This window comes from Halohasta litorea, from assembly GCF_024494645.1.
In the GTDB taxonomy this organism is placed as follows: Archaea; Halobacteriota; Halobacteria; order Halobacteriales; family Haloferacaceae; genus Halohasta; species Halohasta litorea.
Map to the genome: position 1 here is coordinate 589,989 of NZ_JANHDJ010000001.1, position 26,132 is coordinate 616,120.

Sequence of the window (26,132 nt, forward strand, 5' to 3'; positions counted from 1 at the left end):
AAAGTAGTGTAGCTGATACATCAGCTACCCACACGTTTATTTTTGCTCACCGATGAGGGCCGGTATGTCACTGAATAGCCTCCTCGGAGCCCTCTCACAGACGGGGCTGCTCGGGACCGAACTCGGGCAGTTGCTCGTCGCCCTTATCGGGATGTTGATCGTCCTCGTCGTCGGTCGTGTCGTCCTCAAAATCGCCTGGCGGCTCGTCACCATCGGCGTGGTGCTGGTCGGTGCTGCGCTGCTCCTCACGCAGTTCGGCCTTATTTAAGCGTCGACGGTGTCAGCCCGGTTGCTGCTCTCGGCTGCTGCGGTCAGGAAGTTGTGAATCAGATCGTGTCCGACAGCCGTGAGCACGCTTTCGGGGTGGAACTGCACGCACTCGATGGGGTGTTCGCGGTGACGGACACCCATCACTAACTCCTCGCCCTTGTGGTCGGTCGTGGCCGAAATCTCGAAGCAGTCGGGCACTTCGGTCGCGATCAGTGAGTGGTAGCGACCGGCCTGGAACCCCTGATCGAGCCCCTCGAAGACGCCCGCTCCGTCGTGGTCCATCGGGTAGGCTTTGCCATGAATCGGTTCGGGGGCGTGGCCCACACTGCCGCCGTACTCGTAGACCGCCGCTTCGAGGCCGAGACACACACCCAGCGTCGGTATTTCCGTACTTACCTCGCGGAGCACGTCCATCGTCACGCCCACGTCGCGGGCGTTCTTCGGATGGCCTGGTCCAGGACTGATCAGAATCGCGTCCGGTTCGGCCGCCCGGATCTCGTCGAGTGATGCCGTGTTTTTCAGTACCGTCACGTCGATCGGCTGGTAACCGCCGTCGCCGTCCGGCACGCGGGTCTCGGAGACGTACTCGACGAGGTTGTAGGTGAACGAATCGTAGTTGTCGACGAACAGGACGTTCATCGGTCTCCCTCCTCGATCCGGTCGATGGCTGCAAGGACACCGTCCATCTTCTGTTCGGTCTCCTCGTACTCGGAGGTCGGGTCGCTGTCGGCGACCAGACCCGCGCCTGCCTGCACAGTGATCTCGTCTTCGTCGCCGCTGTGATCGATGGTTGCGGTGCGGATCACGATCGCGAGTTCGGCGTCGCCGCTCCAGGAGAAGTACCCCACGCCCCCACCGTACACGCCCCGCGGCGTCAGTTCGAGCTCGTCGATGATCTCCATCGCTCTGACTTTGGGCGCGCCGGTCAATGTCCCGGCCGGGAACGTCACGCGGGCGGCGTCGAAGGCGTCGTACTCGGCGGCCATCCGGCCCGTCACGGTCGATTCGATATGCTGGACGTGGCTGTATTTCAGGACGCTCATGAACTCCTCGACGGTGACGCTGCCGGGCTCGGAGACGCGTCGCACGTCGTTTCGCGCGAGATCGACGAGCATCGTATGCTCGGCGCGTTCCTTGCCGTCGGCCAGCATCTCGCCCGCGAGGCGGCGGTCCTCGACCGGGCTGGTCCCGCGCGCGCAGGTGCCCGCGATCGGGTTCGAGACGATCTCACGGTCCTGGACCGAGACGAGCGTTTCGGGACTCGCCCCCACGATCGAAACATCGTCGTGAGCCATGAGATACATGTACGGCGAGGGGTTGATCTCCCGGAGCGCTTTATAAAGGCCGATCGGGTCGACATCGCCGGTGAGCTGGCGGCGGCGGGAGATCACGCCCTGATAGATGTCGCCGTCCAGGACGCGCTGTTTGGCCGTCCGGACCGCCGCCTCGTAGGCGTCCTGTGGGCCTGCCGTCTCACCGGTACGGTCGAAGCCACCTGTCTCGGGGTCGGTTGCCGCCGCGAGCGTCTCGGCAATCTCGACGGCTTCGGCGCGGAGATCGTCGTAGGCCTCGCCGGGGTCGTCGTCAGGAGCGATGACGGGTGTGAACACCAGTTGGACGGTGCCTTCGGCGTCGTCGAAGACGACCGTGCGGGTCGTGAGTGCGAACTGAGCATCGGGCAATCCGGAGTCGGGTCGGTCGAGCCCCACGTCTTCGAGCACGAGATCGTAGACGGTCTCGTGGGCGAGGAATCCCACGAGGCCGCCCGAAAGCTGTCGACGGTCCGTCTCGGGGAAGCCGACGCGTTCGATGGCAGGGAGGCCGCGTCGGAGGCGGTCCAGGACATCCCCCTGGGTTTCGGCCTCGCCCGCGTAGGCGTCGACCAGTAGATCCGCGGCCGGACCAAGGCGGTCGATCTCGGTGCGGTCGGGGTACACCGAGACGATTGCTTCGGGGTCGTAGCCGACGAAGGAGTAGCGGGCGTGGCGTTCGGCATCCGTCTCGGGGGCGAACGCGCCGTCGGGGTCCGAGGAGGCGGTCTTTTCGGCGCTCTCTAAGAGGAAGTTGTACGGGCTTCGATCGGCCAAGGCGGCATAGGCCGCCAGTGGCGAGGTGTCGACATCCAGCGTGACCGCCAGTCGGGCGACGACCGGCTCGTCGTCGGCGTGGTTACCAACGAGGTCGACGAATTCTCCTCGGTCGCGGTCGGGGGTGATCCGGTCGGTGGCCGTGTTCATACCGGCACCTCCAGCTCGCGGCCCGCGTTCTGGACGAACGTCGCCAGCGCGGTGTGGTCTTTCTGTCCGGGCTCCCGTTCGACACCCGAGGCCACGTCGACCGCGAAGGGAGCGGCCGTCCGCACCGCCTCGGCGACGTTGTCGGGGGTGAGTCCCCCGGCGAGGATGACCGGCGACGTGAGGGTTTCGGCGAGATCGGCGGTCGATTCCCAGTCGTGGGTCTCGCCGGTGCCGCCAGCGCCCTCGTCGGTCGTCGAGTCGACGAGGATCGCGTCGGCCGCGGCGTCGAGGTCGTGGGCTCGCTCGGTGTCGGTGTAGTCGATCGCCGGGATGACTTTGATCCCCGTCTCGGCGCGGATGTAGCCGATGTCCTGGACACTGAAATCGCCGTGGAGCTGGATCGCGTCGGGGCGGATCGCCCGGATCAGGTCGACCGCGTGGTCGGCGTCCTCGGGCATCGTCACGAGGGTTGCGGTGACGAACGGCGGGACTTCGGCGACCAGTTCGGCTGCCGTTCCACGGTCGACCTCGCGTGGGGTGTCGACCGAGACCGAGGAGATGATCCCCACGGCGTCGGCTCCGGCCTCGATCGCGGCTCGGAGATCGGCGGGGTCAGTGAGTCCACAGATCTTCACGCGGGCCATTAGGCCTCCACGTCTGCTTCGGGCTCGGCGGTCTCGTCGCGGAGGGCCGCCAGTTTGGCCGCCGCGCCGCCGGTGTCGATCGCCGCGGCGGCGGCTTCGACGCCGTCGGTCAGCGACTCGGCCTCGCCTGCAATATAAATCGCCGCGCCAGCGTTGGCCAGGATGAGATCGCGTTTCGGGCCCTGCTCCTCGCCGGTGAGGATCGCTTCGAGATCGGCGGCGTTTGCCTCGGGGGTACCGCCAGCCACGTCGGCGATGGGCGCGGAATCGAGGCCGAGGTCTTCGGGTGTGAGCGTGTATTCGGTGATTTCGTCGCCGTCGACTTCGGCCACCGTGGTCTCGTCGTGGAGACCGATCTCGTCCATGCCGGAGCCGTGGACGACCAAGGCGCGCTCGACGGGCATCTGGGTCAACGCACGGGCGATGACGGGCACGAGGTCGGCATCATAGACGCCGAGCAGCTGGGCGTCGGCGGCTGCGGGGTTCGTGAGTGGCCCGAGGACGTTGAAGATGGTGCGCATGCCGAGCTCCTTGCGCGGGCCGATGACGGCTTTCATCGCCGGATGGAAGACCGGCGCGAGCATGAAGCCGATGCCGTCGCGTTCGATGGCGTCTTCGACGGCGGGTGGTTCGGCGTCGACCGTGACGCCAGCGACCTCCAGGACGTCCGCGCTGCCGGACGATGAGGAGACCGAGTAGTTGCCGTGTTTAGCGATGGGGACGCCCGCGCCCGCGGCGACGATGGCGCTGGTCGTCGAGACGTTGATCGTATCGTAGTCGTCGCCGCCGGTGCCGCAGGTGTCGACCAGCGGCGTGCGGTCGGGGTCGATGGTCCGGGCCGCATCGCGCATCCCCTGAGCGAAGCCCGCGATCTCGGTTTCGGTCTCGCCCTTTGCCCGTAACGCGGACAGCAGCGCGCCGATCTGGGCCTCGGTCGCCCCATCGAAGACGGCGGTTGCCGCCTCGCGTGCTTCGTTCTGTGTCAAGTCCTCGCCCTCGGTCACTCGCCGAATATAGTCCTGCATTGTTAGTCACCAGTGTATGGGATCGTCTTATGATGTACAAGTCTGTACATTGGTAAAACGTTATCGGCGGCCTATGTGTTTGGGTTGTGGTGGCAGTCGACACGCGCTGTGGGCTGGGGAGGTCGGTTTTGAGGGTTCTCAACGTGGTGTGGCACCGTGTCTGAAACCACCAGCCGGAGCCGTGATTCGAAACCTTCAATTACATCCCCCGGATACGATAGGATGCGTTCGAAAGCACAACCGGACCGGGTTTGTGGTCTAGTCTGGTTATGACACCTCCTTGACATGGAGGAGGCCGGCAGTTCAAATCTGCCCAAACCCATACCGTATTTAAAGAAAGCTGTTTTCTCAGTTTTTTAACATTTATTGGTCAAAAACCGACTATCTGTATCTCCGTCGACCGGGTGCTGTCACTCAGTTATTCAAAAAACATCTCACAGTAAAAACGACTACAGTATATCTAAGTAGGGCACCATATACCCAACCGGGAGTGTTTGTTCGCATACTAGAGGGGAAGCTAGTATGCAACAGCTGGCCCTCCCTCCCCCGTAGCCCCCATTTTACGGCTCGTGTGGCTTCAGTCGATCCCACTACGAAGCGTTACGAGCACGGTACCCGATCGCCTTGCGGCGTCTCGATCGCGTCAGTCGAGGTCGACGCGGACTTCGTTGTGGCTGACATGGAGGTACTTGAGTAGATCGGCCGCGCCGGTGAGTTCGATCGTGGTTCCCGAGAGACTCGAATCGTACTCGACCTTGGAAGCCCCTTTCAGTTTCTCCACTCTGTCGACGACGAGCGCACCAGTAAAGTCGGGAGTTCCGGCGATATTGAGGACCGCATCCGGGGCGTAGACCACCGCATCGAACCTGATTGTCCCCCCACCCGAACTATCGTCCAGGAAGCCGTCAGCGACGTAGAACACGTTTCGGTCGGCCTCCGGTACGGGACGGTCATCCGGAACGTCCGGGTCGTCAGTGCCGACGAAGCCATTGCCCTGGGCGCGCAGCGAGCCGTCGACGTAGTAGGTGACCCCGTTTTCCGGCGTGGAATTGTCAGTCACCGTCACATCCCTGTCGTTGATGTCAAACGAGCCGTCGACGATGATCGTGATGTTGCCGCTGCTGGTATCGAGATCCAGATCGTCGCTCAACGCCAGATCCTCGTCGTAGAAGTAGGTCCCGGCGTCGAGTTCACACGAACCGCTCCCGAGACAGCCACTGCTGACATCCGATTCGTTGGCCTCGCTGACTCGCCGTTCGATGAGTGGTTTTGCCGACCGATGGGCGACGTTGTCCTCGACGGAGTCGACCTCGGCGTTCTTTGGATCGTAGGGGCCACTGACCGACAGCGCAGTGTCGAAGGCGACCCGATCCGGAACAGTGAGCCGCGAGACGACCGTCTGATTGCTGTGGTAGACCTTCGTCTCACCCTCGGTGCGCTGGCTGAGATACTCGTCCCACCCGTGGTAGTACTCGCTTTGGATCTTCACCTCGATGGTGCCGTTCTCCAGGGGCGTCGATACATCCGGAATGGCGTCAGTGGCGACATCGACCGGCGTGATCCGGCCGCTGGGCTGGCCGCCGACCGCCCCCTCGCCGGAGACCTGGATGATCGGCAGCGTCAGCGTCGTCCCGCGATAGTGGTACTCCGGCGGCGACGAGAGCCTGCTGGTGTCGCCGTCTTTCGTCCAGATGCCGCCGCCCTGATAGGCGACCTCACGGCTCTCTCCGGCGTAGACGATCGCGCCCAACTCGCTTTCGAACAGTTCCGTCCGCGAATCGTCGGTCACGTTGGAGATCGTGATCGATCCCGCCTCAGGCTGGACCGATACCGTTCCCTCGCGCATCAATCCGAGGCTGAACCGCTGGGAGTCCGCATCACCCAGCGCGACCAGACTCACTTTCGAACTCAGATGTGACAATCCGTTTTCGGCGTTATCGGCCTCGGCCGTCGAGACCAGATCGGCCAGCGCGACCCCACCCAGCCCGACCGAGGTACCGATTACTGCCATCGAGAGCCCGAGAATCAGCACCGTTCCCACCAGCTCCGACTGTCCACGGTCCGACAGCCGCCCTTTCGACTCTTGCTCGGCTGCCCGCCCGCTTGCCGCCTGACCGCCTGTCGCCCGCCTTCGACCCGACGACTTGCTCGCCGACCCGCCCGTCGACCTGTCGCTGCCGACTGCCGCTGCGAGCCGACTAGCGAGCTGGCCAACGAGCCGACGAAGCATCATATCATCCGATAGATCCTCGATCCTGATAAACACTCTCACGAAACAGTCGCTGGCAGGGGCCCACGGGACAGTGAGGCATATCGGGATCGGAGACAGACACGGAAATTGCCAATATACTGATTAGTTTGGCTGTGGTACTTCGGGCAAATATGGCCGATAAAACGAACCATGAGACGACGCTGTCACGATCGGATGCCGCGGAGTACCTTCAATCGCTGGGGGTCGGCCTCGGCGACGATCGGGAGTCCTGGATCGTCCCGGTCGGGAACAAGACCGTCGACGTCACTCCCGGGCGGGAGCTCACCGTCGAGACGACCGTCGACGAGCGCTCCCGGATGCTCGGCGACGATATTACCGAAGTGACCATCCAGCTCAGCTGGACAGACGGCAGCGAGTCGTCCGAGGGCGGTGAGGCCGAATGATCCTCCAATCACTCACCGGCTCGCTGATCGTCCTGCTGGTCAACCTGATCATCGGGACGATCGCGATCTATGCCGGGGCGCGGCTGATCATCGACGCCGACACCGACGTCGCTCGGGCGGCCGTCACGGCTCTGCTCGGCGCGCTTGCGTGGGCGATCGTGAGCTTCTTCTTCGGGTTTATCCCGCTTTTGGGGCCGCTACTGACGCTCCTCGCGTGGGTCGGCATTATCAACTGGCAGTACCCCGGCGGCTGGGGAACCGCCGCCGGAATCGGGCTGGTCGCGTGGCTGGTCGCGGTCGCCGCGCTCGTGGTGCTCAACAGCCTCGGCCTCGTCGGCTTCGAGGCCCTCGGTGTTCCGACCTAACGGCGGGACAGTCCCCTATTCGACGTGCGCCGACAGGAACTCGACGATCGCCCGGTAGGCCTCGATCCGGTTGTCGAGTTTGGTGATCCCGTGACCCTCGTCCTCGAAGACGAGTTTCTCGACCGGAACCCCCTGTTCGCGGGCCTCCTCGACGATCTGTTCGGCCTCGCCGACCGGCACGCGGGGATCGTTTTCGCCATGCAACACGAACAGTGGTGCATCGATCGCTTCGACCCTGTTGATCGGCGAGATCGACTCCAGGAACTCTCGATCCTCCTCCAGGGAGCCGTACTCGGCCTCCCGGAGCTCGCGCCGCCACTCGCCGGTGTTTTCGAGGAACGTCACGAAGTTGGCGATGCCGACGATGTCGACGCCCGCGGCCCAGAGCTCCGGAAACTCGGTCATCGCCGCCAGGACCATGAATCCGCCGTAGGAGCCGCCCATGGCGACGATTCGGTCGCGGTCGACCGCCGGATGATCGTGGAGCCACTCGACGGCGGCTTGTAAATCTTTGACCGAATCCATCCGCTTGTCGACGTCGTCGAGGGCAGCATACGATTTGCCGTACCCCGACGACCCCCGGACGTTCGGCTCGAAGACGGCGTAGCCGTTGGCCAAGAGGTACTGTTTGACACTGTTAAAGGAGGGGCGGCGCTGTGATTCGGGGCCGCCGTGGATGTCGACGATCACCGGCGTTTCGCCGTGGCCGGTGTCTGTCGAGGGAAGCGAAAAATAGGCCGGAATCTCCCGGCCGTCGAACGTCGGATAGTGGACGAGTTCCGACGCCACAAACGTCTCGCGGGGAATCCCGGCGGTCGGGGCGTCGGTCCAGCGTTCGGTTTCGCCCGACCGGATGTCGACGACGTAGACGTTGGCGTTCTCGGTGTCGGCCGTCACCGTGAGCGCGAACCGGTCGCCGTCGGGGCCGAAGCTCACCCCGCCGGAGACACCCCGCGGCAGGTCGGGATCGGGGAAGGGATCGATCCGGTCGGGGGCGACGAGTTCGCCCGCCGTCCACTCGGTGTAGCCGTCGACGTTCCGGCCGTAGACCAGCCGCCGAGAGTCCTCGTCGATCGCCAGCCCACCGACGTTCCATTCGTCGCCCGCGTGGTCGCGGCGCTCGGTGTCGACAACCGAGAACTCCCCGGCGTCGACTGCGAGCCGTTCGAGCCGGAGGGTGTCGGTCTGCCGGTCGGTGACGAGATAGATGTTCTCGCCGTCCGGTCCCCAGCTGGCACTGTTGTACCTGACTGACCCCTCGTGGGGCGTCAGATGGTCGATCTCGCCGGTCTCGATGTCGAGGACGTAGAGGTCGCCGTCGAATCCCGAGTAGGCCTGATGGACGATCAGTCGGCTGTCGTCGGGGCTCCACCCCGCAAGCGAGAGCCAGCCGTCGCCCTCAAATACGAGTTCGGCATCGTCGCCGACCGCCTCGCGGTCCTGGACGTAGATATCGAAGACGGACTCGTCGCGGCGGTTCGAGGCGAAGGCGAACTGCTCGCCGTCGTGGCTCCAGCCGCCCCACCGGTGTTTGGCGTCGGGATGCTGGGTGCAGTCGACGATCGTCCCGTCGGTCAGATCCAGGAGATGGAACTGGGTGCGTTCGTTGCCGCCCGTGTCCTTTCCGAAGACGACCTCCTGGCGTTCGGGCGAGTAGTCGGCGAAGGTGACTCGCTCCTCGAAGAAGGTGTGTTGGTCGGGCCACGCGCCGGGGTCGGTGAGGCTCCAGAGCTGTGGGGTGCCGGTCGTATTGAGCCGGAAGCAGAGCCGGTCGCCCTCGGGGCCGAAACTCGGCCCGAAGGCGCTGCGGACGTTGAGGTAGCGGTCGATCTCGTACATGGGGGAGAAAGGCGGGCCGTCGACAAACCGTTTCGGGTCGGAACGCCGGGGTTTTTACCGCCCGCATCCCTCGGGCCGAACAATGCGTGTCGCGTTCGTATCGATGTATACGCTCCACACGCGTGACACCGATGTCACCCGCCGACTGGCCCGACTCGCCGGGCTGCTGGCCGAGGCAGGCCACGACGTCCACGTGCTCTGCGGGCGCTGGTGGGACGGTTCGCATCCGACCTTCGAACAGGACGAGATCACCTACCGGGCGGTCGACGGCGACTTCTCCTCGCGGCTGTTCGTCTCCAAACTCCCCTTTGCCCTCCGACGGACGGCCCCCGACGTGGTCCACGTCCCCAATAGTCCGGTCGGCCACGCTCGGGCGGCCAAGGCCGCCTGCCGACTCCTCCGCACCCCGCTTGTCGTCGACTGGTGGGCCGATGGCGTCGGCGACTCCGAGGCCGACTACCGGAAGCTCGCCCGGAGCGCCGACGCCCTGATCGCCCCCTCGGAGACGGTCAAAACGGTGGTCCGCGGCCACGGTGGTCCCGAAGACAACATCTCGGTGCTCCCGCCGAGCATCGACTTCGACCTCGTCGAGTCCGCCGAGGTCGACGATCGGATCGACTACGTCTACAGCCGCCGTTTGGACGCCGAGGCCAACGTCGAGACGTTTCTGCTCGCACTCGCCGAACTCCGGACCCGCGAGTGGCAGGCCGCGGTCATCGGCTCCGGTCCCGCACTTGATGATGCCAAACGCACCGCCAAGGATCTCCGCATCCAGGATCGGGTCGCCTTCCTCGGCGAACTCCCCGAAGCCGAGCGGATTCCCATATTTAAAGGCGCACAGGTGTTCGCCCAGACCGCGACTCACGAGCCGTTCGCCACCGAGCTGCTGTGGGGGGTAGCCTGCGGCTGTGTCGGTATCGCGGAGTATCAGGTCGACTCGGCGGCCCACGAACTAATCGAACGCAAATCCCGGCTTCCTGGAACCCGTGGCAGCATGGTCTCAACGCCCCAAGAACTGGCCGACGAGATCGTCGCCGCCGAGGGGATGGACCACCGGACGGTCAACCCCACCTACGAGCAGTACGACCACGATCCCGTCATCGACCAGTACGTGGACTGTTACAGGCGAGTAGTCGACGACTACGGCTTCTTTTAAGCAATCGTAGCCCAGTAGACAGCCTCTAACACCCGTCTGTCGCCCACGTATTTGTCAGCTGTATCGTTCGCGCTCGGCGGCGGCCACATCGCCACCGAACGCCTTACAGAACGCTCGCGCGATCGCTCCCATCTCGCGCATACACTGGCTCGTCGACGGGAAGTCAAGCTCCGAGGCGACCGATTCCCACGGCTCGCCCTGCAAGACCTTTCGGACGAGGAGCCGTGCTTGGCGGTCCGAGAGCTCGCCGGTCGGATTTATAAGGTAGGCCATGGCTACCGTGCGGAACACGTGGGGGGCGGCCTCGTAGGTACCGGGTCCGTAGCCGACCCCGGCGATCACTCGCCAGTCGCGGTCGTCCAACTCCCCGAGCCGGTCGGCCTCGGGCGGTCCGGCGGCCGCGAGGCCCCCCCGAACGATGTCCGGGTCGAGATCCGAGAGCACGTCGCTCAGCATGGCCGGAGTACGGTCACGGAACCAGCCGACGTGCCGGTCTGTCAACTCCCGTCCGGCCGCCGAACAGGGCCGCAGCATGAGCGCCGAGTGTTCACCGCTGCGGTCGTTGCTGGTGATCGAGAGGTGGACCGTCCGGTAGCCGTTGGCCCGCCAGAAATCGAGCAGTTGTGGGGTCGCCCCGAAGCCCACACCGAGCCAGTCGACGCGGTCGCCGAACTCCGCATAGCACCGATCCAGGAGCTGCGAACCGAGCCCCGAAGAGCGAACTGCGTGGTGGGTGGCGATCCGCATCACGCGGTAGCCGACCGGCTCGGCGGCGGCTTCGTCCCGGAGTTGGCTTGTGAGCACGTCGGGGAGCATATTCCCCCGTACACGCTGGCCCTCGTACATCGCCGCCCGCAGATCGGCGTCGAGTCCCCCCTCGCGGGCCAACACGGCGACCGAGACGACGTGGCCGTCGTATTCGAGCGCCCGGACTTCCAGATTGGGGGCGTCGAGCAGCCGCACCAGATCCGTCGGTTCGGTCCGGTAGTGGGCGACTACTAATAAGCCGAACACCGAGCGGAGGAGCTGTTCGTCGTCTGCGAGCTCATCTTGAGTGAGCTTGCGGTAGGTGACGCTCTGGGGAGTGGCTTCCGCGACCAGTTGGTCGACCGGCGGCTGGGCATCGAGCAGCAGCGTCCGAAACAGCCACGATTCGACGGGGTCGCCGCGGGCATATCGGATCGGCTCCTGGAGCTCGACATCGTCTACGGTGTGGCGGCTCTCGGCGAGTCGGTCGCGGAACCGCACGGCGAACCCGCGGCCGGTTCCCTCGTAGCCGTGGACGGTCGTACAGAACGCCACGGCGGGAGCCGCCAGCAGCGATTCGAGGCGTTCGACGGGGATCGCGGCGGCCTCGTCGGTGATAACGACGTCGACCGCCTCGGCCAGCGCGGCCGCCTCCGGCGGGGTTCGGAACCTGATTCGCCCGCCAGTGGTGGTGGTGAGTTGTGGGAGGTCAGTGTTGGCGGCCGTCGACAACAGATCGAGCCCATCGAGTAGTCGCTCGGCGCGGGTGAAAATCGGTGCGGCGTTCTCGAAGGCGGGGGCGGTGACGAGCACGTCGCGGCCCGCGGCCGCCAGCGAGCCCGCCGCCAGCCCCGCAGCGCTCGATTTTCCCCGTCCCCGGTTGGCTTCGAGAACGACAGCCTGGTCCGGCTCTGAGAGCGCCGAGAGGTGGGCTACCGCGCGGGCCTGATCGTCGGTCAGGCAGGCCGCGAAGGCGGCGGTCGGAAACGGCGTCCCATGCCGGTCGGTCGATCGCTGGTTCGGTTTCGGTGGCTGCTCGACCGTCGGCTGGGTGAGCCCGTCGCGGTCGACGCTGACCGACAGCGGGCCGTCAGTGTCGGCCGCCGTTTCGACGGTGGCGATGGCGACCCCCGGGTGGGTGGTGAGTGTCTCGACCAACCGGTGGCGGAACCGGTTGCCGACCGCCGAGCGGTCGAACGGGGGGACGGCGACCCGGTCGACGAGCGCGTCGAGCTGGTCGGGCAACTCGGCCAGCGGCGGGGTAAGCAAGACCAACAGGCCACCGCCATCGACTGCGCCCGCGACTTGTCCGAGCGTGTTCGCCGAGAACTCCTCGTGGCAGTCCAGGATAACCATCTCGCGGGTGGTCCCAAGGAGGTCGCCTGCACCTGCTGGTGGGAGCCGGTGAAACCGGAACCCCTCGCGTGTGGTGACGAAACTCACGGCATCCGGATCGACCTCGGCAGACTCGATAACGCTGTAGGCGGCGTCGATACCCGCTTCTCTCGGACCGGCCAACACCAACAGTCGGCGCTCGTTGGTCCGGCGGGCCTCCGCACGAAGATCGCCGACGAGTTCGGCGAGTGTCATGCGGGGGGTTTCGACAGCCGACTCAAGGCTCTTTCCCTGTCGACACCGCGATTCGAATGACTAGCCATGCCACCACTGACCTCTCGGAACCCGACGGTGAATCACACATCACGTTTATCGGTAGTCTGATCAAACTGAGTATTTGCTACTGACGGTCTCGAAAAAACGTAGTTGTGAGCGCCTTAGGAGTGGCCCAAACGCATTTTCCGCTGGGCGTGGCCTCTATTCATAGACTGACAAATGTGTTACAAATTCTCCAAGCAGCTGCGCCGAACAGCGTCGAAAACACCTCTCTCGGGCCTGTTCGCCGACTTGCGACAGGACGACACGGCCGCGCAGTCGACCACAGAGGGTGGGCCGAACGGTGGTCGACGGTTACTGACCGATGGTGGTGAGGAAGGGTCCGCCGATGACGGCGGTGAGAGTGCCGAGGACAGCGGCAGTGATGAGGGTGGTGACGAGGAGATGGCACCACCCGAACAGGAAGGGGAAGCCGGTGTCGAAGAAGCCCAGCAAGAAGCGCCGGAAGAAACAGAGGCTGAGGAGGCCGAAGAGCAAAAAGAGCCGGAAGAAGCCGAAGCCGAGGAGGCCGAAGAAGCGGAAGAGGCCGAGGCTGAGGAGGCCGAAGCGGAAGAAGAGCCAGAAGAGGCAGAAGCTGAGGAGGCCGAAGAGGCGGAGGCCGAGGAAACCGAAGCGGAAGAACCGGAGGGAGTCGTCGACGTCCCGCAGAGTGATGTCGAAAGCGTGGGTGCGACCGAAGACGAGAGCACGACAGTGTTGTTTTTGGATCTCTACGGGCTCGATCTCGATCTCCTTGGCCTGGAAATCGAACTCCATCAGCTCGTCCTGGACGTCTTTGCGACCGAAGGCGACGGCAACCTGCTGGGCAATCTGCTGTCGGCGGTCGCTGGCCTCACCGATCCGGGTGGGCTCTCGGATCTGCTGCCCGACGTCTCGGAGATGATGCCCGAGGGCGGCCTCTCGGGGATGCTCCCAGGCGGAGACGGGATCAAAAACGCGCTTGGTCTCGGCGGCGGCCAAGAGGGTGAAGAGGGTGAGGAAGGCGAGGAAAGCGAGGAAGAAGGAGGTGGATTCCTCTCGTCGGCCGCAAGCACGGTTCGGGACTCGGTGCCCAGTCTCCCGGTCAAACAGCTCCTGATCGAAGTCATCGCCGGGGTGATCAAACAGCTGCTCGAATCCCCCGAGAAGGAATCCGGCGAGGAAGCCTCCGGTGAAGGGTCATGAGCGACACGAACGGTCGCATCGATTACGGTCGACTGGTGAGCGATATCGACTTCGCCAGTGCCTTCGAAGGAACCCGGTTCGAGCAGTACACCGACAGAGAGGAAGGACTCGGCAGTATCCTCGGCGGCTGGCTCGGGGCCATTATCGGCCGGTTTGTCGGCCTAGCGCTGGGACAGGTCGCCCAAGAACTACTCGTCGACGAACTGTTCGGGGCCGGAGAGGACGACGAAACGGAACCCGATCAAGCAACAGGCGAGAACACGGAAAGTGAAGCCGAAGATGGCGACACCAATGCAGAGGGAGAGCCAGCCGACGCGGAGGGGTCCACAGACGAGAGTGACGAGGAGACAGCGGAGGCGGATGTCAAATGAGTACTCGCCGAACGGCGTCTGGGGGTGAGAGACAATGAGTGGGAAGACACTCGACGTGCTCAAAGAGAACCTGCCGAACAGCCTTCGAGAGGAACTCACAGAAAGCGAGTTGGCCACGAAGGTCGGTGGCTCCTACGGCGAGGAGGCCGGTCGACAGGTCGGCCAGGAGGTCGGCGCGGAGCTGGAAGGGCGGTTTCGCTCCCGGCTCGATGCTGGCGCCGACATCGGCCGGGCACTCCGTGACACGCTCAAGGCACTCCCGGCGGTACTGCTCGGCGCTCTCCGCGGCGGGGCGTCGCCGAGTGGTGTCGTCTCCGAACTCAAATCACAGCTCAAAACGGAAGCGAGGTCGCTTGTCACCGACGAGACCGAGGAGGTTGATGAGGAGACAGCCGACACTACGGCGGACACTGCTGAGACGGCCAGCGAGGCCGCAGAATCGATTCCAGGACTCCCCGACAGCGTCGATCAACTCCGCCGGGAGACGATCCGCGACCTGCTCGAAGTGATGTCGTACCGCGATCTCCAATCGACGGCCAAAGCCGTCGGCGTGAAAGCCAACCAGAGCCACGAGGAGATTGTCGACGATATCATCGAGCAGTTTGTCGGCGAAAACGGGGACGACGGGACTGAGTCGGCAGAGGCGGAATCGGAGTCCTGACGATGGCGACCGACACCCACCAGCAGGTCGACGAACTCCTCGCGGACCTCGCTGCGGTCTTCGAGGACGAACCGACAGCCGACGGCCACCCCGATTCGGAAGCACTCGTCGAGCTTGCCGACCGGGCTGACGAACTCGTGGCCGTCACTGAACTCTCCGAGCTATCGGATGCGAGTGGCCTCGGTGACGAAGCCGAACCGCCCGCATCGTTGCCAGCAGCAGTCGCCTCGGGAGCCCCCGAACACGTCGCCAGGCTCCGGTCGCTGCTTACAGCCGCGAAGGTATCGAGAGCTGATGGCGACCGGCGCGCAGCACTCGTCGACGAACTTCGGTCGCTCGTGGCGGTCGCACAGGGAGAATCAGCGGAAGGTGAGCCGACCAGTGAGGCCACCGGAGACGACACTGAGTCGACCAGCGGTGCTGCGAGCGACGGGCCAGCGCCAACCGAGACCGAAGCCGAGGAGGCTGAAGAACCGACATCCCCGATTCGGGATCTACTCCGGTCTCAACTCGAAGATACCCACGGCATATTTGATGGGATTCCAGACATAGAGACGCTCACTGGCGGTCTCGACGAGAACGAGGACGACGAGGAACAAACAAAAACTGCCGATGCGGACGAGAGTCACGAAGAGCAGTCGACCAGAAAGAGCGATGGCACGCGTTGGCGGCCTGGCGGCGGCACACAGCGAACGACCCATTCGACGGTTCCGACTACGGGTCGGCGGGATATCGGTCGACGACCGGGGCGGTTTTCCTCGGTGCGTGGATCGACGGTCTCGAAACGATAGTCCAGTAGTTGCAACAGCCTCAGTGCTGGCTGGGTCCGGTGTCGCTCCGGCGGTATTTTTCGAGCCGACGGTAGCCGATCACTTCGCCCTGTTCGTCGAGTTCGATCTCGTACTGGCCGAGAATGTCCTGGGTGTCGGGCACCGATCGGCGCTCGATAATTTCGACGACCGCTCGCCAGTTGTCTTCGTCGCGTGAGACCTCGATGATGCCATCCAGCCCGCGGCCGATCACGTCGGTCGACAGTTCGATGACTTGATTCCTGATCTCGATAATACTCGCCGTGTCTCCCTCGCCATCAAGCGAGGGCGTCGACTCGTTTTCCTGCGGTTCGACACCGGCATCGCCGCTCTGTTCGGCGACCGCCTCGTCGTCGGCTTCGATTTGGGCGGGTTCCGCAGGCGTCTCTTCTTGCTCTTGACCTTCGTCTGCCTCCTGGTCTCGGCTTTCGTCGTTTTCGTCGCTCTCGTCGGAGGCTTCCTGCTCGGCCTCGGAACCGCCGTCTGTGAGTAGCACTCTCGCTTTTTGCGTGCTCGGTTCGTCCCTGTCGTCTGTGGAATCGTGTCCCATGGTCAGTGTGTAAAATAGCAAACTGGTGTTCGTTGGTGACTGGCCCGACCGTCTGAGACGCCAGATTAGGCGATTAGGTCGCCTCGGGGTACTGGGCCTGCGTCGCGGGCGTCCGCCTGATTTCGAGGTCCTGGAGATCCTCCAGATCGCCCTCCTCGGTCACCTCTTCGATCTTCGATATCTCGGCGGCGTAGTGGAGGAACGTGTCGACCGATGCCACCACGACCCGGGCTTCGACGGTGAGAATTTCGATCCCCACGACCGAAATCCGCGCCCAGATGTCGATGACGACACCTTTGTCCAGGATGCGGTCGAGTACGTCCGCCAAACTATCCGCACCGGGTCGGTCTGATGCCATACCATGAGCAAGTCCTGTCAGGTATTTAGGTATCGTGGCCGCACCGACGAATATCCTACTCAAAACCATCTAAAACCCGAACTACACACTTTTTAAGAAATCAGTTCGGCCTACTTTCGCCCAAACATACCATTTTGCCGTCATTGTTTAGCGTGTTGGCGCGCTAGCCACTCACAGACCACTGATGAGACCCGAATCCCCCCTGATAGCTCCCTCCACACGTCCCCGCCACCCCCGACCATCCAGCCGACCGATCGACGGCCAATGAGTTCGAACCGCTACACCTACGGCGTCATCGAGCAGGCACCGCTCGATCTCGACGTGACGGGCGTCGACGGCGCGCCGATCGAAACCGTCGACTACCGCTCGCTGTCGGCGGTCGTCAGCGAGATCGGGACGATGGAGCCCGAACGAACCGACGAGAACGCCGCCGCCCACGACGAGGTGCTGCGGGCGGTCCTCCAGTCGGACGGCGGCCGGACGGTCGTCCCGATGCGGTTCGGGATGGTATTTAAAACCGAGAACGCGCTGAAAAACATTCTCCGCAACGGGCGGGTGGCGTTCCGTCGCTCGCTCAACGATCTCGACGGGATGGTCGAACTCGGTGTCAAACTCGTCACGAAAGACGAGGCGACCGTCGATCGTCCCGCTGTCGTCGAGGATGTCGCCACACGACTCCGCGCGGTCGCCGACACCGAGGCGGGCAACGACCTCTACAGCGACCGGCTGGTGTTCAACCGCTCGTATCTCGTCGAGCGCGACGACCAGACGGCATTCGACGACGCGGTGGCCGCAATCGAGGCCGAGTACGACGAGGACCTCCACGTCCAGTACAACGGGCCGTGGGCCCCCTACAACTTCGTCGACATCGAGATCGGCGCGGAGGGTCGCTGATGTTCGTTATCGATGACCTCCTTATCAACCCCTTCGTCTCGATTATGGAGGCCGTCCACTCGATGGCGATCAGCGAACTGTACGATACGGCCGCAATCAAAAACGAGATCAAGGAAAACAGGCTGCTGTACGAACTCGGCGAGCGATCCGAGGCCGAGTACGAACGGCGGAACGAGGAACTCGAAACACAGCTCGAAATCGCGCGTGAGGCACACGAACAGACTCGCGGCAAAGTCGAGGTTATGCGATGACTGAGAATCCACCACCCACTGACGACGACCGAGATGGCGACCAGCCCCGATCGGGGACCGAAGAATCCAGGCACGGCGGCGTCTCGGGACTGCTCAGAGGACTCCTCGAAACGATTCAGCGACTCGACGAGTCCGGCCGCTCCGTCGAGCGAGGCCAGGGCCGCCGCCGTTCCGGCAACACCGCCTTCGAGTACGAGTACAGTGTCAACATGGGACTCGGTGAGGCCGACGCGGCCGACAGCACTGCCGCGTCCACAGCGCCGGACCATCCTGTGAGTGTCCAGGAGACCCTCGACGGCGCAAGCGTGACAATCGACCTCCCGGCAGTCGATCCCGAGACGCTCCGGGCGGCCGTTCGCGGCCGACGGCTCGTGGTGGCCGCAGGCGACGAGCGGCTAGCCCGTGTCACGCTTCCGGCCGACGACTACACCATCCGGACGGCGACCTACAACAACGGCGTCCTGGAGATCCGCCTAGAGCGCAGCGACTCGGAGGTGATGGTCGATGACTGAGTCGGATGACGACCTGCTCGATGTGGAGGCCGTCGACGAGCTCGACCTCGACGATGTCGACAGTGTCGAAGCGCTTAGTACGGACGACCTTCCGGACGCCAGCGAGCTCGATCTCACACAGCTTGGCCCGCTTGTTGGGCTGGCCAAATCGGTGCTCGAGTCGGTGACAGCGGGCGACGACGATCCATCGGCGGGGAAACTACAGGCGCTGTTGCACCTCGTGAATCTCATTCAAGGGGTTCTCACGACGACCGACACAGACGAACTCCTGGACACCCTCGACCTCGACGAACTCGATTCGGTCGTCGATCTCGATTCGCTACCGGAGGCGCTCGAATCCGGGGACGTTGGCGATGCGGTCGAACTGAAAAACCTCCGGAAACTCATCGAGTTCGGCCAGCTGTGGGATGCGGTCGATCTCACCGAACTCATGGGGTCGAAAGACGAGATCAGCGACACGGTCGGCGAGCTAACCGGGGATGACGACGGCGAGGGTGGGCTGTTCGACGGGCTGGAGATGGAGGACCTCACCGGCGGCGACGACGAGGGTGAGATGGGCAGTCTCACCGACCCGGAGATGATCCAGGCGGCGACACAGGCCCAACTCGATAGCGCAATCGATGGCTTTCGGGAGCTGTTGGTCGAAACTCACGCTCGGCTCGACGAGCTCCGTGAAGCGAATCAAGCGCGGTTCGACGGCGTCGACCAGCCCAGTTCGCGGAATCCAACGGCGTTCTCGACGCTGACGACACATCGAGGGGCACCGAAAGACGCCTCACGAGCCTCCACAGTACCGCGGAACGTCCGTCACTCGACGGGACCGAGCCGACGCCGGATCTACGGTCGACGGTTTACACGACTTATGGAAGAAAAACAGGCCGACGAAAAAGCGGCTGGCGAATCGGTCGAGGAAGAAACGGTCGACGAGCAGACGGCCGCCGACGAGCCGACAGCAGACGATGGAGGTGAAGACCGATGAGCGGTGGTGGCCCGATGCGCAAGAAGGATTCCCTCGCCGATGTCGTCGAGATGCTCCTGGACAAGGGGATCGTTGTCAACGCCGACATCATCGTCACGATCGGCGAGACCGAACTCCTCGGCATCCACCTCCGGGCGGCGATCGCCTCCTTCGAGACGGCCGCCGAGTACGGCCTGGAGTTCCCCGACGGCACCGACACCGACCGGATCGACGAGATCACCGGCCGCCAAAACCATCTCGAAACGATTCGGGCGACCGGCGGCGAGCCGGATATTATCGACGAGGACGACGAGACCGCGACCTGGACTGTCCGGCCACCGGTGGTCGTCCGTGAGGACGACGCAACCGAATCATCCACCCCGGGCGACGAATCGCCCACGCCGGACGACGAATCGGACGAGGGGGCCTCCCAGACCAGCGATGCGGGCGAGTCGGCTCCGGAACCCGAAGGCGAGACGGAGCCAGCGACGGAGGAGGGCGATGGAGACGATTGATCTCGACGGCGAGGAGGCCAGCGACGGGCTGCTGGCGTTGGTGATCGCGGTCGTCGAACTCCTCATTGAGGCACTTGAGCAGGAGGCCATCCGCCGGATGGAGTCCGGCTCGCTGACCGACGCGGAGATCGAGCGGCTCGGCGCGCAGCTGGCGGCGCTCCACGAGGAGATCGCGCAGCTGAAAGCCGACAACGACCTCGAAGACGACGTTTCGCAGCTCCGGACCAGCCTCTCGGATCTCGTCGAGGATGCACTTGAGCGCGTTGACGAAGACGAGCCGCATCCTGGATTCGCGTTTCTCGACGACGTGAGCCGCCCGTCGCCGGAGCAGCCCGATCGGTCCGAGCAGCCCGACCAGCAACCCTCGTCCTCGGAGGGGTCGAATGACTGAGATCGAACGGGGGCGGTATCTCTACTGTTTGGTTTATATACCGTCGGCCGACGAGGATACTAACCACGAAGTCGCTCCCGACTGGTCGACCGAGGGCATCGACGACGAGCCGGTGTCGGTCATCACCGCCGGGGACGTGGGCGCGGTCGTCCACGCCTGTGACTCTCTGTATGATACTGACGACCCCCAGACGATCCAGCAGTGGCTGTTGAGCCACCAGGGAGTCGTCGACGAGGCTGGCGAGGTCTTCGGGACGCCGATTCCGTTCCAGTTCGATACGATCCTGACCGGCGGCGACGAGGCGGTCCGCGACTGGCTTCGCTCGGAGTCCGACCGGCTCGAACCCGAACTCTCGGCGCTGGCTGGCCACTGGGAGTATCGCATCGAGGTCACCCACCACGAAGACGCCCGCTCGGCGATCGCCGACAACGACGAGGAGCTGTCGGCGCTCAGCCAGCGGATCGACGACGCGGCCGCGGGCACTTCGTATCTGCTCGAACAGCAGTACGACAAGGAGATCAACAAACGACTCCGCCAGCACCGCCAACAGCAGGCCCGATCGATCGCCGACCGGATCGCCCCCCACGTCGACGCGCTCGAATCGCTCGGCAAACGACGGTCGACGGGCGTCGACATCGATACCGGCCGTGACGACGAACCCGAGCCGATCGCCCGCTTTGCCGTGCTCGCGACCGACGAGGGAGCCGAGGCGTTGGGCGAGGAACTCGACGCGATCGCCGCCGAGCCGGGCCTCGAAGTACGGTTTACCGGCCCGTGGCCGCCGTACACGTTCGCCCCGGAGATCGATAGCCATGGAGGACAGGATGGAACCGACCGCTGACTCCGAGGACGTGATCGTCGACCTCCTGGATGTCCTGCTCCAGAAGGGAGTCGTCCTCGAAGCCGATGTCGTCATCGGGATCGCGGACATCCCGCTGGTGGGGATCAAACTCCGGGCGGCGATCGCGGGGCTGACGACGATGCGCGAATACGGAATGTTCGAGGAGTGGGACCTCCAACAGCGCCGCCAGCGGCGGTCCCACGCGCCGATACCGGGCGGCTCGATGACTGGCCGACCGAACCCGCGGCGCGCCCGCGAGCCCGAGACGGAGCCAACCGTGGCAAGCGGTCGACCGGCCGACAGTCAGCGGCCGAAGAGAACGGACCGCCCACGCCACAGCGACCGCCCCGAGCAGGGCCGTCGACCGACTGCCCAGCAGGACCACAACGACACTGAGGCCGACAGTGCGACCGATGCCGAGGACGATGCCCCGGTCGACGATGAGAGCGACGCTCCGACCGCGGCTGCAGACGAATCGAGCCACCACCACGGCTCGGAGTAAGCGCCAGCACCGCTGGCGACCTTATTTAAATCGGGGGCGTTGGGGCGGCAGCTACTCCGCCTCTTCGGCTTCGGCGGCCCCGCCGGACTCCGCGCTGGCGGCGTCGGCGGCCTCGTGGGCCTCCTGGAGATCCCCGCGCAGGGCCGGAATCGTCGCGGTGAGTCCGCTGACCTCGTCGCTGGCTTCGTCGACGGTTTCGAGGAGCTGTTCGACGGTTTCGATCTCCTCCTGAAGCTCCTCGGGGTTCTCGAATGCCTCGGCCCGCGAACCGAGTGTAAACCACTTTTTGGCCTGTCGGAGGTGGTCGGCGGCCTCGCCCACGTCGAGGGCGGATTTGAGGCCGTTCAGCACGCCGAGAACGTTGTCCGCTTCCGTCTCCCAGATGGAGTCGGCGGTCGGGAGTTCGGTACGGGCCGCCGCTAGGTGCTCTTCGACATCCGCGCTCATCTCCTCGGCGGCCTCGCCGAACAGGTCGTCGTCATCGAAGCTGGTTTGGCTCATATATACTCATTGGTTCCCGATGGTATAAAAACGAGCCCGAAAGTGAAAGTGAAACCCGCCCGTTGGGCGGATGAGACGGGGATTGCGGGCGGGATTATTCGTCGATGTCGAGGAGCTTCATCAAGGGATAGCCGTCCTCCATTTCCATGCGCGTGCGAGCGGTGACGCCCTCGTAGTCGATCCGCATCTCGACGGTCATGAGGCTGCCCGTGAGCTCCGTATACCCGTTTTCGTGGTCGATAGCCGCGGCGACACGCTCGTCGTCGATCGAGACGTCGACCGACTCACAGAACGGTTGGTTCTCGATGGCCTCGGCCATTGCGGCCTCTAAACTCCGAGTGCTGTCGGGGCTGACGGGGGTGCCAGCGAACTGGTGGTACAGCGAGCCGAATTTGATTCCGGCCTCGAAACAGGCCTGTTGGGCGTCGGTAACCATACGTCCCCTTCGGAGCGGCGGGTTAAGGGCTGTTGGCTTCGGTTCGAGCGTGTCGAGAGGGGGTGTCGACCCCTCGCATTGGCGGGACGGAACCGCGCGATACTTAGGCATCGTACACGCTTTGCCGAATGAATGGCGAGATCTGTGCTGCTGACCGGGGCTGGCGGTCGGGTCGGGCAGGCCATCCTTCGGGATCTGGGTGAGGCCCACGACTGGCGATTGCTGGATCGTGAGCCGCTTCCCCGAGGGAAGCTCCCGGACGGAATCGACAACAGTGACGTCTATGTCTCCGATGTGACCAACAAACAGGCGGTCAAAGAGGCTGTCCGTGGCTGTGAGGTGATCATCCACCTCGCGGGCGATCCGCGACCCAACGCGCCGTGGGAAAGCGTCCTCCGGAACAACATCGACGGCACCCAGACGGTCCTGGAGGCCGCCGTCGAGGTCGGCGTCGAGAAGGTCGCCTTCGCCTCCTCGAACCACGCGGTCGGCTTCTACGAGGACGAACGCAAGCCCGACCTCTACCGTGATCACGACGAGTTCCGCCTCGATGGCACCGAACTCCCGCGACCCACGAACCTCTACGGCGTCTCGAAGGCCACCGGCGAGACGCTGGCCCGCTACTACCACGACGAACACGACCTGTCGGTCGTCTGTGTCCGGATCGGCAACCTCACCGAATCCCACCCGCCACGCAACTACGAGCGCGGCCAGGCGATGTGGCTCTCCTACACCGACTGCGCCCACTTGTTCGACTGCTGTGTGAAAGCCGACTACGGCTACGAAATCGTCTACGGCATCTCCGACAACGACCGGAAATACTACGATATCGAGCCGACCCGGAGGGTGCTGGGCTACGAGCCGCGGGACAACTCCGCGGAGTACCACCTCGACGGCACGCCGAAAGACGAGTTCGACGAGTAACACGAGCTTGCCATCGGTGCGCATGGCTGGCCGGTTTTCCGCTTCGGTTCCAGTGATCAACAGCGACGAGCCTGCCGATGACTGGCCGACCCTGGTATCGTCGACCGGCAGTTCATGGTTCGTTCGCTGTTTGAGACACGTCTCTGTCGGATCGGTGGTCGGCCACTGGCTCCTGGAGATGATAATTATACGCCCCACACCGATAGGGTGCGGATCGTCTGGCCGGAGATGAACGAAACGGACGGTACTCGGCCCGCGGACGGGCGACGGCGCGTCCTCACCTACGGTACTCGCAGCGCTCGATCCACCGGTTGAGGAGCGGTTGATCGCGCCGATTCGGCGGTCGACGCCGAACACGTGTCGTAAGCGACCAACGGTGGTTCAGACGTGGCGTTGGGTTCGTCGGTGGGCAACGACCGATTGGTATTCGGTGACACTGGCGACGAAGAGGACGCCACCAACAGCCGCGAGAAGCGGGACTGTAACTGGTGAGAGGATATCGACAAGGAACGCTCCTGCCAGTGCGCCGCCAACGAACGCGAGTTGGACGGCGACGACGGTTGCGACAGCCCACCAGCGGCCCAGTGGCGCGTAGAGACCGCCGACAGCGGCCGTCTCCGCGCCCGCATGAACCGTGAGCAAAGCGAGTCCGACGAGTCCGAGCGCGGCACTCGCCGCATAGATGCTGGCGACGACTGCGCCTTCGACCGTCCGATGGGCGACAATCGCTCCCAGTGCCGCATCCGCACAGCCACCGTGGGGTGTCTGGTCTCGGCCGAGCCATGCCACCGTCCCACCGACGATGCCGCCGCCGACCGCCAGTGGCCAGTGCTGTGTTGCTGCTGCCAGCAGCGCCACGACCCCGACCGCTAGTAGCAACACCGGTAGCCCCCAGTTCGAACGTGGGCTGTGTCGGTCGTTGTACTGCTGCCACCGCATAACGGCCATGGCACCAATCAGCAGGCTTGCACCCACTGAAACCCCGATTACTACGGCAAACGGGATGGCCGATTCATGCGTCGCTGGGTTCGCATGTGTTTCGTGTCCAGCAACCACTGTCGACCACCTCATCACAACGAACAGCATGGCGGCTGCGCTCCGTCCGACCCATCTCATATAGGGGTGGCTACATCCAGACATCGCTGGTGCAGTCGCCGTCGGGCCAGCGGATCTCGTGGGCGCGGGCGGGCCCCTCCGGCAGCGTACCGAAGTCGACGAGGAATGCCTCATCGAGTTCCATTGTTCCCTTTCGCGGGTCGACATCTGCCTTGAGCATCACCGAACCCCGCTCGCCCTCTTCGGGGAAGAACTGGTCGTCCCACGACGAGTACAGCGAGGTCGTGAAGTACAGTCGCTCGCCATCGAGACTCAGTTGGAGCATCTGCGGACCGGCGATGATCTCGCGGTCCTGGACCTTCCGAACCTCGCCGAACAGGCCGCCCACCGAGATGGTGTCAGTCAGCCGCGGGGTCGACGGATCGGAGATGTCGTACATCCGGACCTCGCCGTGGAGCCAGTTCACGAAGAACAGGTACCTGTCGTCCATGGACACTACCAGGTCCGTGATGAGACCCGGGACCGGCATCTCCCAGTCGTCGTGGTCGCGTGACTCGATGTCGATCACCTTCGTCGCCTGCCACTGTCCATCGTCCCGGTGGAGATGGAACATATTCGACGACAGCGCCGCCCCGACGTAGGCGTGGGCCGCCTCCGGGGTGTGGAGGAAGCGCACTTCCAGCGGGATCAGTCCATCTTCGCCGAGATCGATGGTCTGCTCGACGGTTCCCTCCTCCCAGTTCCAGAAGTGAAGCTGCTGGCCGTAGTTTCCGGCCTCGACGTCGTCGAGATCGAACCCCGGCTGGTAGGTCTTCGGGGCGGCCCACTCGCTGGAGACCATCACGTTCTGACGGGGCTGGTACCAGAAGTCGTAGTTCATCTCGATCTCGCCCGGCGTGTCCCAACGGCCCTCGATCTCGAACTCATCGTTGAGCAGCAGAAAACCGCCGGGAAGCTCGCCTTCGGCGTTGCCGAGCATACTGATCATGATCTTCCCGTCCGGGATGCAGTGGACGGTGTGGGGAGCCGACAGATCGTACTCGAAGACCTCCTCGGGTTCGATCACCTTCACGAGTTCTGGATTCCTGCGGTCTTCGGTGTCAATGATATGAATACGCGAGGATCGGTTCCCGGGCACGACGAGGTAGCGCCGCTCCATCGCCTCCATGTGGCAGGACGACGAGCAGGCGTTCCAGCCGAAGTGGTGGAGTTCGTCGCCTTTGGTCGGCATCTCGATCCGGTCGATGATGTTGCAGTAGGTCTCGGACTCCGGATCGACGTCGACGACAGTGAGCATATCCGGGGCGTCGACATCGGTCCCAACGTAGAGCGCCGGAACGTAGGCGACCGTTTCGCGCTCCGACTGCTCGATGGCGGCCTGTGGCGTCGCATACCCTGGCCCTTCGGCGTGGTGTTCGTGGTGTTCACTGTGTGAATGGTCTGTGTGAGTGCTCATATATGAGAGATCGTTATAGATGCCAATGAACGCGTATTGTCATCCGATAGCACTTATGTTCGGTGTTACTGCGTATTCACACATCATACCGAGTACTATCTGCAGATGTAGGTCGGTTCCTGTCGCATGAGTGTCAATATTATGAAATGTTTCGGTTTCAGAGTTCTTCGATATATGGTGCAACGTCTTCATCGGAGACCTCTCGTCCGTGGATGTCTTTTAAATGGGAGCGCGCGGCCTCGTATATCGACTCCTCGAACTCGCTGTAGACGACGACATCACAGTCGGCGACGTCACGACACTCGAAGCGGTATCGTTCGGTGACCATATGCCACCACGCACCGCGAGCGCCATGTAGCTGCTGCCCACATCC

30 protein-coding genes, 1 tRNA gene and 1 pseudogene are annotated in these 26,132 nt (G+C 64.0%); 18 read left to right on the plus strand and 14 right to left on the minus strand.

Translation table 11 applies throughout. The features are described 5' to 3' along the window. Window positions 1-64 precede the first annotated feature (64 nt). Window positions 65-268, plus strand: a complete 204-nt coding sequence (locus NO877_RS03130; RefSeq protein WP_256394835.1) for a DUF8029 family protein — start codon at window positions 65-67, stop codon at window positions 266-268. Here NO877_RS03130 and trpG read toward each other — a convergent pair. Genes trpG through trpD form a run of 4 tightly spaced genes read right to left on the minus strand, consistent with a single transcriptional unit; the run spans window position 265 to window position 4,176 of the window. Next, window positions 265-909, minus strand: coding sequence for an anthranilate synthase component II (trpG, locus tag NO877_RS03135; protein WP_256394836.1), 645 nt, complete (start codon window positions 907-909; stop codon window positions 265-267). The two genes, NO877_RS03130 and trpG, sit on opposite strands and share 4 nt — an antisense overlap. Continuing rightward, the gene (gene trpE, locus NO877_RS03140) at window positions 906-2,507 is read right to left on the minus strand and encodes an anthranilate synthase component I (RefSeq protein ID WP_256394837.1); all 1,602 of its coding nucleotides are present in this window, start codon (window positions 2,505-2,507) and stop codon (window positions 906-908) included. The genes trpG and trpE overlap by 4 nt, the downstream gene beginning before the upstream one ends. Further along, window positions 2,504-3,151, minus strand: coding sequence for a phosphoribosylanthranilate isomerase (locus NO877_RS03145; RefSeq protein WP_256394839.1), 648 nt, complete (start codon window positions 3,149-3,151; stop codon window positions 2,504-2,506). The genes trpE and NO877_RS03145 overlap by 4 nt, the downstream gene beginning before the upstream one ends. Continuing rightward, on the minus strand, window positions 3,151-4,176 hold the full coding sequence (trpD, locus tag NO877_RS03150) for an anthranilate phosphoribosyltransferase (RefSeq protein ID WP_256394841.1): 1,026 nt from the start codon (window positions 4,174-4,176) through the stop codon (window positions 3,151-3,153). Before trpD ends, NO877_RS03145 begins: the two co-directional genes overlap by 1 nt. Before the next feature lie 247 nt (window positions 4,177-4,423). Between trpD and NO877_RS03155 the strand changes: the two genes are divergently transcribed. Further along, window positions 4,424-4,498: transfer RNA gene (locus NO877_RS03155), tRNA-Val, on the plus strand. Between the two features lie 321 nt (window positions 4,499-4,819). Here NO877_RS03155 and NO877_RS03160 read toward each other — a convergent pair. Further along, window positions 4,820-6,409 carry a DUF7289 family protein gene (locus NO877_RS03160; RefSeq protein ID WP_256394842.1) on the minus strand — a complete coding sequence of 530 codons (1,590 nt, stop codon included), beginning with the start codon at window positions 6,407-6,409 and terminating at the stop codon, window positions 4,820-4,822. Between the two features lie 149 nt (window positions 6,410-6,558). Here NO877_RS03160 and NO877_RS03165 point away from each other — a divergent pair, with 149 nt between their 5' ends. Next, the gene (locus NO877_RS03165; RefSeq protein WP_256394844.1) at window positions 6,559-6,831 is read left to right on the plus strand and encodes an amphi-Trp domain-containing protein; all 273 of its coding nucleotides are present in this window, start codon (window positions 6,559-6,561) and stop codon (window positions 6,829-6,831) included. Then, on the plus strand, window positions 6,828-7,196 hold the full coding sequence (locus tag NO877_RS03170) for a hypothetical protein (RefSeq protein WP_256394845.1): 369 nt from the start codon (window positions 6,828-6,830) through the stop codon (window positions 7,194-7,196). Before NO877_RS03165 ends, NO877_RS03170 begins: the two co-directional genes overlap by 4 nt. Window positions 7,197-7,211: 15 nt before the next feature. Here the strand turns inward: NO877_RS03170 and NO877_RS03175 are convergent, their stop codons facing one another. After that, window positions 7,212-9,035 (minus strand): S9 family peptidase, encoded by a 1,824-nt coding sequence (locus tag NO877_RS03175; protein WP_256394847.1) that lies wholly within the window; start codon window positions 9,033-9,035, stop codon window positions 7,212-7,214. Window positions 9,036-9,117: 82 nt separating this feature from the next. On the opposite strand from NO877_RS03175, the gene NO877_RS03180 reads away from it, so the two are divergent. Next, on the plus strand, window positions 9,118-10,191 hold the full coding sequence (locus NO877_RS03180) for a glycosyltransferase (RefSeq protein ID WP_256394849.1): 1,074 nt from the start codon (window positions 9,118-9,120) through the stop codon (window positions 10,189-10,191). A gap of 54 nt (window positions 10,192-10,245) precedes the next feature. On the opposite strand, the gene tmcA is transcribed toward NO877_RS03180, so the two are convergent. Then, complete coding sequence (gene tmcA, locus NO877_RS03185) at window positions 10,246-12,528, minus strand: tRNA(Met) cytidine acetyltransferase TmcA (protein WP_256394850.1); 2,283 nt, start codon at window positions 12,526-12,528, stop codon at window positions 10,246-10,248. A 312-nt stretch (window positions 12,529-12,840) separates the two neighbouring features. On the opposite strand from tmcA, the gene NO877_RS03190 reads away from it, so the two are divergent. From NO877_RS03190 to NO877_RS03205, 4 genes are read left to right on the plus strand one after another with little or no spacing between them, the layout of a single operon-like run. Then, on the plus strand, window positions 12,841-13,773 hold the full coding sequence (locus NO877_RS03190) for a hypothetical protein (protein ID WP_256394852.1): 933 nt from the start codon (window positions 12,841-12,843) through the stop codon (window positions 13,771-13,773). Further along, the gene (locus tag NO877_RS03195) at window positions 13,770-14,144 is read left to right on the plus strand and encodes a hypothetical protein (protein WP_256394853.1); all 375 of its coding nucleotides are present in this window, start codon (window positions 13,770-13,772) and stop codon (window positions 14,142-14,144) included. The genes NO877_RS03190 and NO877_RS03195 overlap by 4 nt, the downstream gene beginning before the upstream one ends. Window positions 14,145-14,178: 34 nt before the next feature. Further along, the gene (locus NO877_RS03200; protein WP_256394855.1) at window positions 14,179-14,805 is read left to right on the plus strand and encodes a hypothetical protein; all 627 of its coding nucleotides are present in this window, start codon (window positions 14,179-14,181) and stop codon (window positions 14,803-14,805) included. Window positions 14,806-14,807: 2 nt separating this feature from the next. Then, the gene (locus tag NO877_RS03205) at window positions 14,808-15,596 is read left to right on the plus strand and encodes a hypothetical protein (RefSeq protein WP_256394856.1); all 789 of its coding nucleotides are present in this window, start codon (window positions 14,808-14,810) and stop codon (window positions 15,594-15,596) included. 19 nt (window positions 15,597-15,615) lie between these two features. On the opposite strand, the gene gvpO is transcribed toward NO877_RS03205, so the two are convergent. Beyond that, window positions 15,616-16,164: a gas vesicle protein GvpO gene (gene gvpO, locus NO877_RS03210; protein ID WP_256394858.1), complete on the minus strand. Its 549-nt coding sequence runs from the start codon at window positions 16,162-16,164 to the stop codon at window positions 15,616-15,618. 73 nt (window positions 16,165-16,237) lie between these two features. Then, complete coding sequence (gvpA, locus tag NO877_RS03215; protein ID WP_256394859.1) at window positions 16,238-16,522, minus strand: gas vesicle protein GvpA; 285 nt, start codon at window positions 16,520-16,522, stop codon at window positions 16,238-16,240. A 264-nt stretch (window positions 16,523-16,786) separates the two neighbouring features. On the opposite strand from gvpA, the gene NO877_RS03220 reads away from it, so the two are divergent. The 8 genes and pseudogenes from NO877_RS03220 to gvpM all read left to right on the plus strand — a co-directional run bounded on the left by NO877_RS03220 (window position 16,787) and on the right by gvpM (window position 21,386). Then, complete coding sequence (locus tag NO877_RS03220; RefSeq protein ID WP_256394860.1) at window positions 16,787-17,416, plus strand: GvpL/GvpF family gas vesicle protein; 630 nt, start codon at window positions 16,787-16,789, stop codon at window positions 17,414-17,416. Then, window positions 17,416-17,667: a gas vesicle protein GvpG gene (gene gvpG / locus NO877_RS03225; protein ID WP_256394862.1), complete on the plus strand. Its 252-nt coding sequence runs from the start codon at window positions 17,416-17,418 to the stop codon at window positions 17,665-17,667. Before NO877_RS03220 ends, gvpG begins: the two co-directional genes overlap by 1 nt. Then, entirely contained in the window at window positions 17,664-18,179 is a 516-nt protein-coding gene (gene gvpH / locus NO877_RS03230; RefSeq protein WP_256394864.1) for a gas vesicle protein GvpH, read from the plus strand. Before gvpG ends, gvpH begins: the two co-directional genes overlap by 4 nt. Beyond that, the gene (locus NO877_RS03235; RefSeq protein WP_256394865.1) at window positions 18,172-19,158 is read left to right on the plus strand and encodes a hypothetical protein; all 987 of its coding nucleotides are present in this window, start codon (window positions 18,172-18,174) and stop codon (window positions 19,156-19,158) included. Before gvpH ends, NO877_RS03235 begins: the two co-directional genes overlap by 8 nt. Next, complete coding sequence (gvpJ, locus tag NO877_RS19885; RefSeq protein WP_379826853.1) at window positions 19,155-19,652, plus strand: gas vesicle protein GvpJ; 498 nt, start codon at window positions 19,155-19,157, stop codon at window positions 19,650-19,652. Before NO877_RS03235 ends, gvpJ begins: the two co-directional genes overlap by 4 nt. Beyond that, window positions 19,639-19,929: pseudogene (locus tag NO877_RS03245) on the plus strand (gas vesicle protein K); the annotation flags it as partial. The gene gvpJ and the pseudogene NO877_RS03245, both read left to right, overlap by 14 nt. Window positions 19,930-20,035: 106 nt before the next feature. Beyond that, window positions 20,036-20,884, plus strand: coding sequence for a gas vesicle protein GvpL (gvpL, locus tag NO877_RS03250; protein ID WP_256394869.1), 849 nt, complete (start codon window positions 20,036-20,038; stop codon window positions 20,882-20,884). Next, entirely contained in the window at window positions 20,868-21,386 is a 519-nt protein-coding gene (gvpM, locus tag NO877_RS19890) for a gas vesicle protein GvpM (protein WP_379826855.1), read from the plus strand. Before gvpL ends, gvpM begins: the two co-directional genes overlap by 17 nt. Window positions 21,387-21,437: 51 nt before the next feature. On the opposite strand, the gene NO877_RS03260 is transcribed toward gvpM, so the two are convergent. Then, complete coding sequence (locus NO877_RS03260; RefSeq protein ID WP_256394871.1) at window positions 21,438-21,887, minus strand: DUF5790 family protein; 450 nt, start codon at window positions 21,885-21,887, stop codon at window positions 21,438-21,440. Between the two features lie 94 nt (window positions 21,888-21,981). Continuing rightward, complete coding sequence (locus NO877_RS03265) at window positions 21,982-22,323, minus strand: dihydroneopterin aldolase family protein (protein ID WP_256394873.1); 342 nt, start codon at window positions 22,321-22,323, stop codon at window positions 21,982-21,984. A 132-nt stretch (window positions 22,324-22,455) separates the two neighbouring features. On the opposite strand from NO877_RS03265, the gene azf reads away from it, so the two are divergent. After that, window positions 22,456-23,247 carry an NAD-dependent glucose-6-phosphate dehydrogenase Azf gene (gene azf, locus NO877_RS03270; protein ID WP_256394874.1) on the plus strand — a complete coding sequence of 264 codons (792 nt, stop codon included), beginning with the start codon at window positions 22,456-22,458 and terminating at the stop codon, window positions 23,245-23,247. Window positions 23,248-23,628: 381 nt separating this feature from the next. On the opposite strand, the gene NO877_RS03275 is transcribed toward azf, so the two are convergent. The 3 genes from NO877_RS03275 to NO877_RS03285 form a co-directional block, all read right to left on the minus strand. After that, a complete protein-coding gene (locus NO877_RS03275) occupies window positions 23,629-24,303 on the minus strand; it encodes a hypothetical protein (protein ID WP_256394875.1) in 675 nt (224 codons plus the stop codon). A gap of 70 nt (window positions 24,304-24,373) precedes the next feature. Next, complete coding sequence (locus NO877_RS03280; RefSeq protein ID WP_256394876.1) at window positions 24,374-25,759, minus strand: selenium-binding family protein; 1,386 nt, start codon at window positions 25,757-25,759, stop codon at window positions 24,374-24,376. 157 nt (window positions 25,760-25,916) lie between these two features. Further along, the gene (locus tag NO877_RS03285) at window positions 25,917-26,087 is read right to left on the minus strand and encodes a DUF1059 domain-containing protein (protein ID WP_256394877.1); all 171 of its coding nucleotides are present in this window, start codon (window positions 26,085-26,087) and stop codon (window positions 25,917-25,919) included. Window positions 26,088-26,132 lie beyond the last annotated feature (45 nt).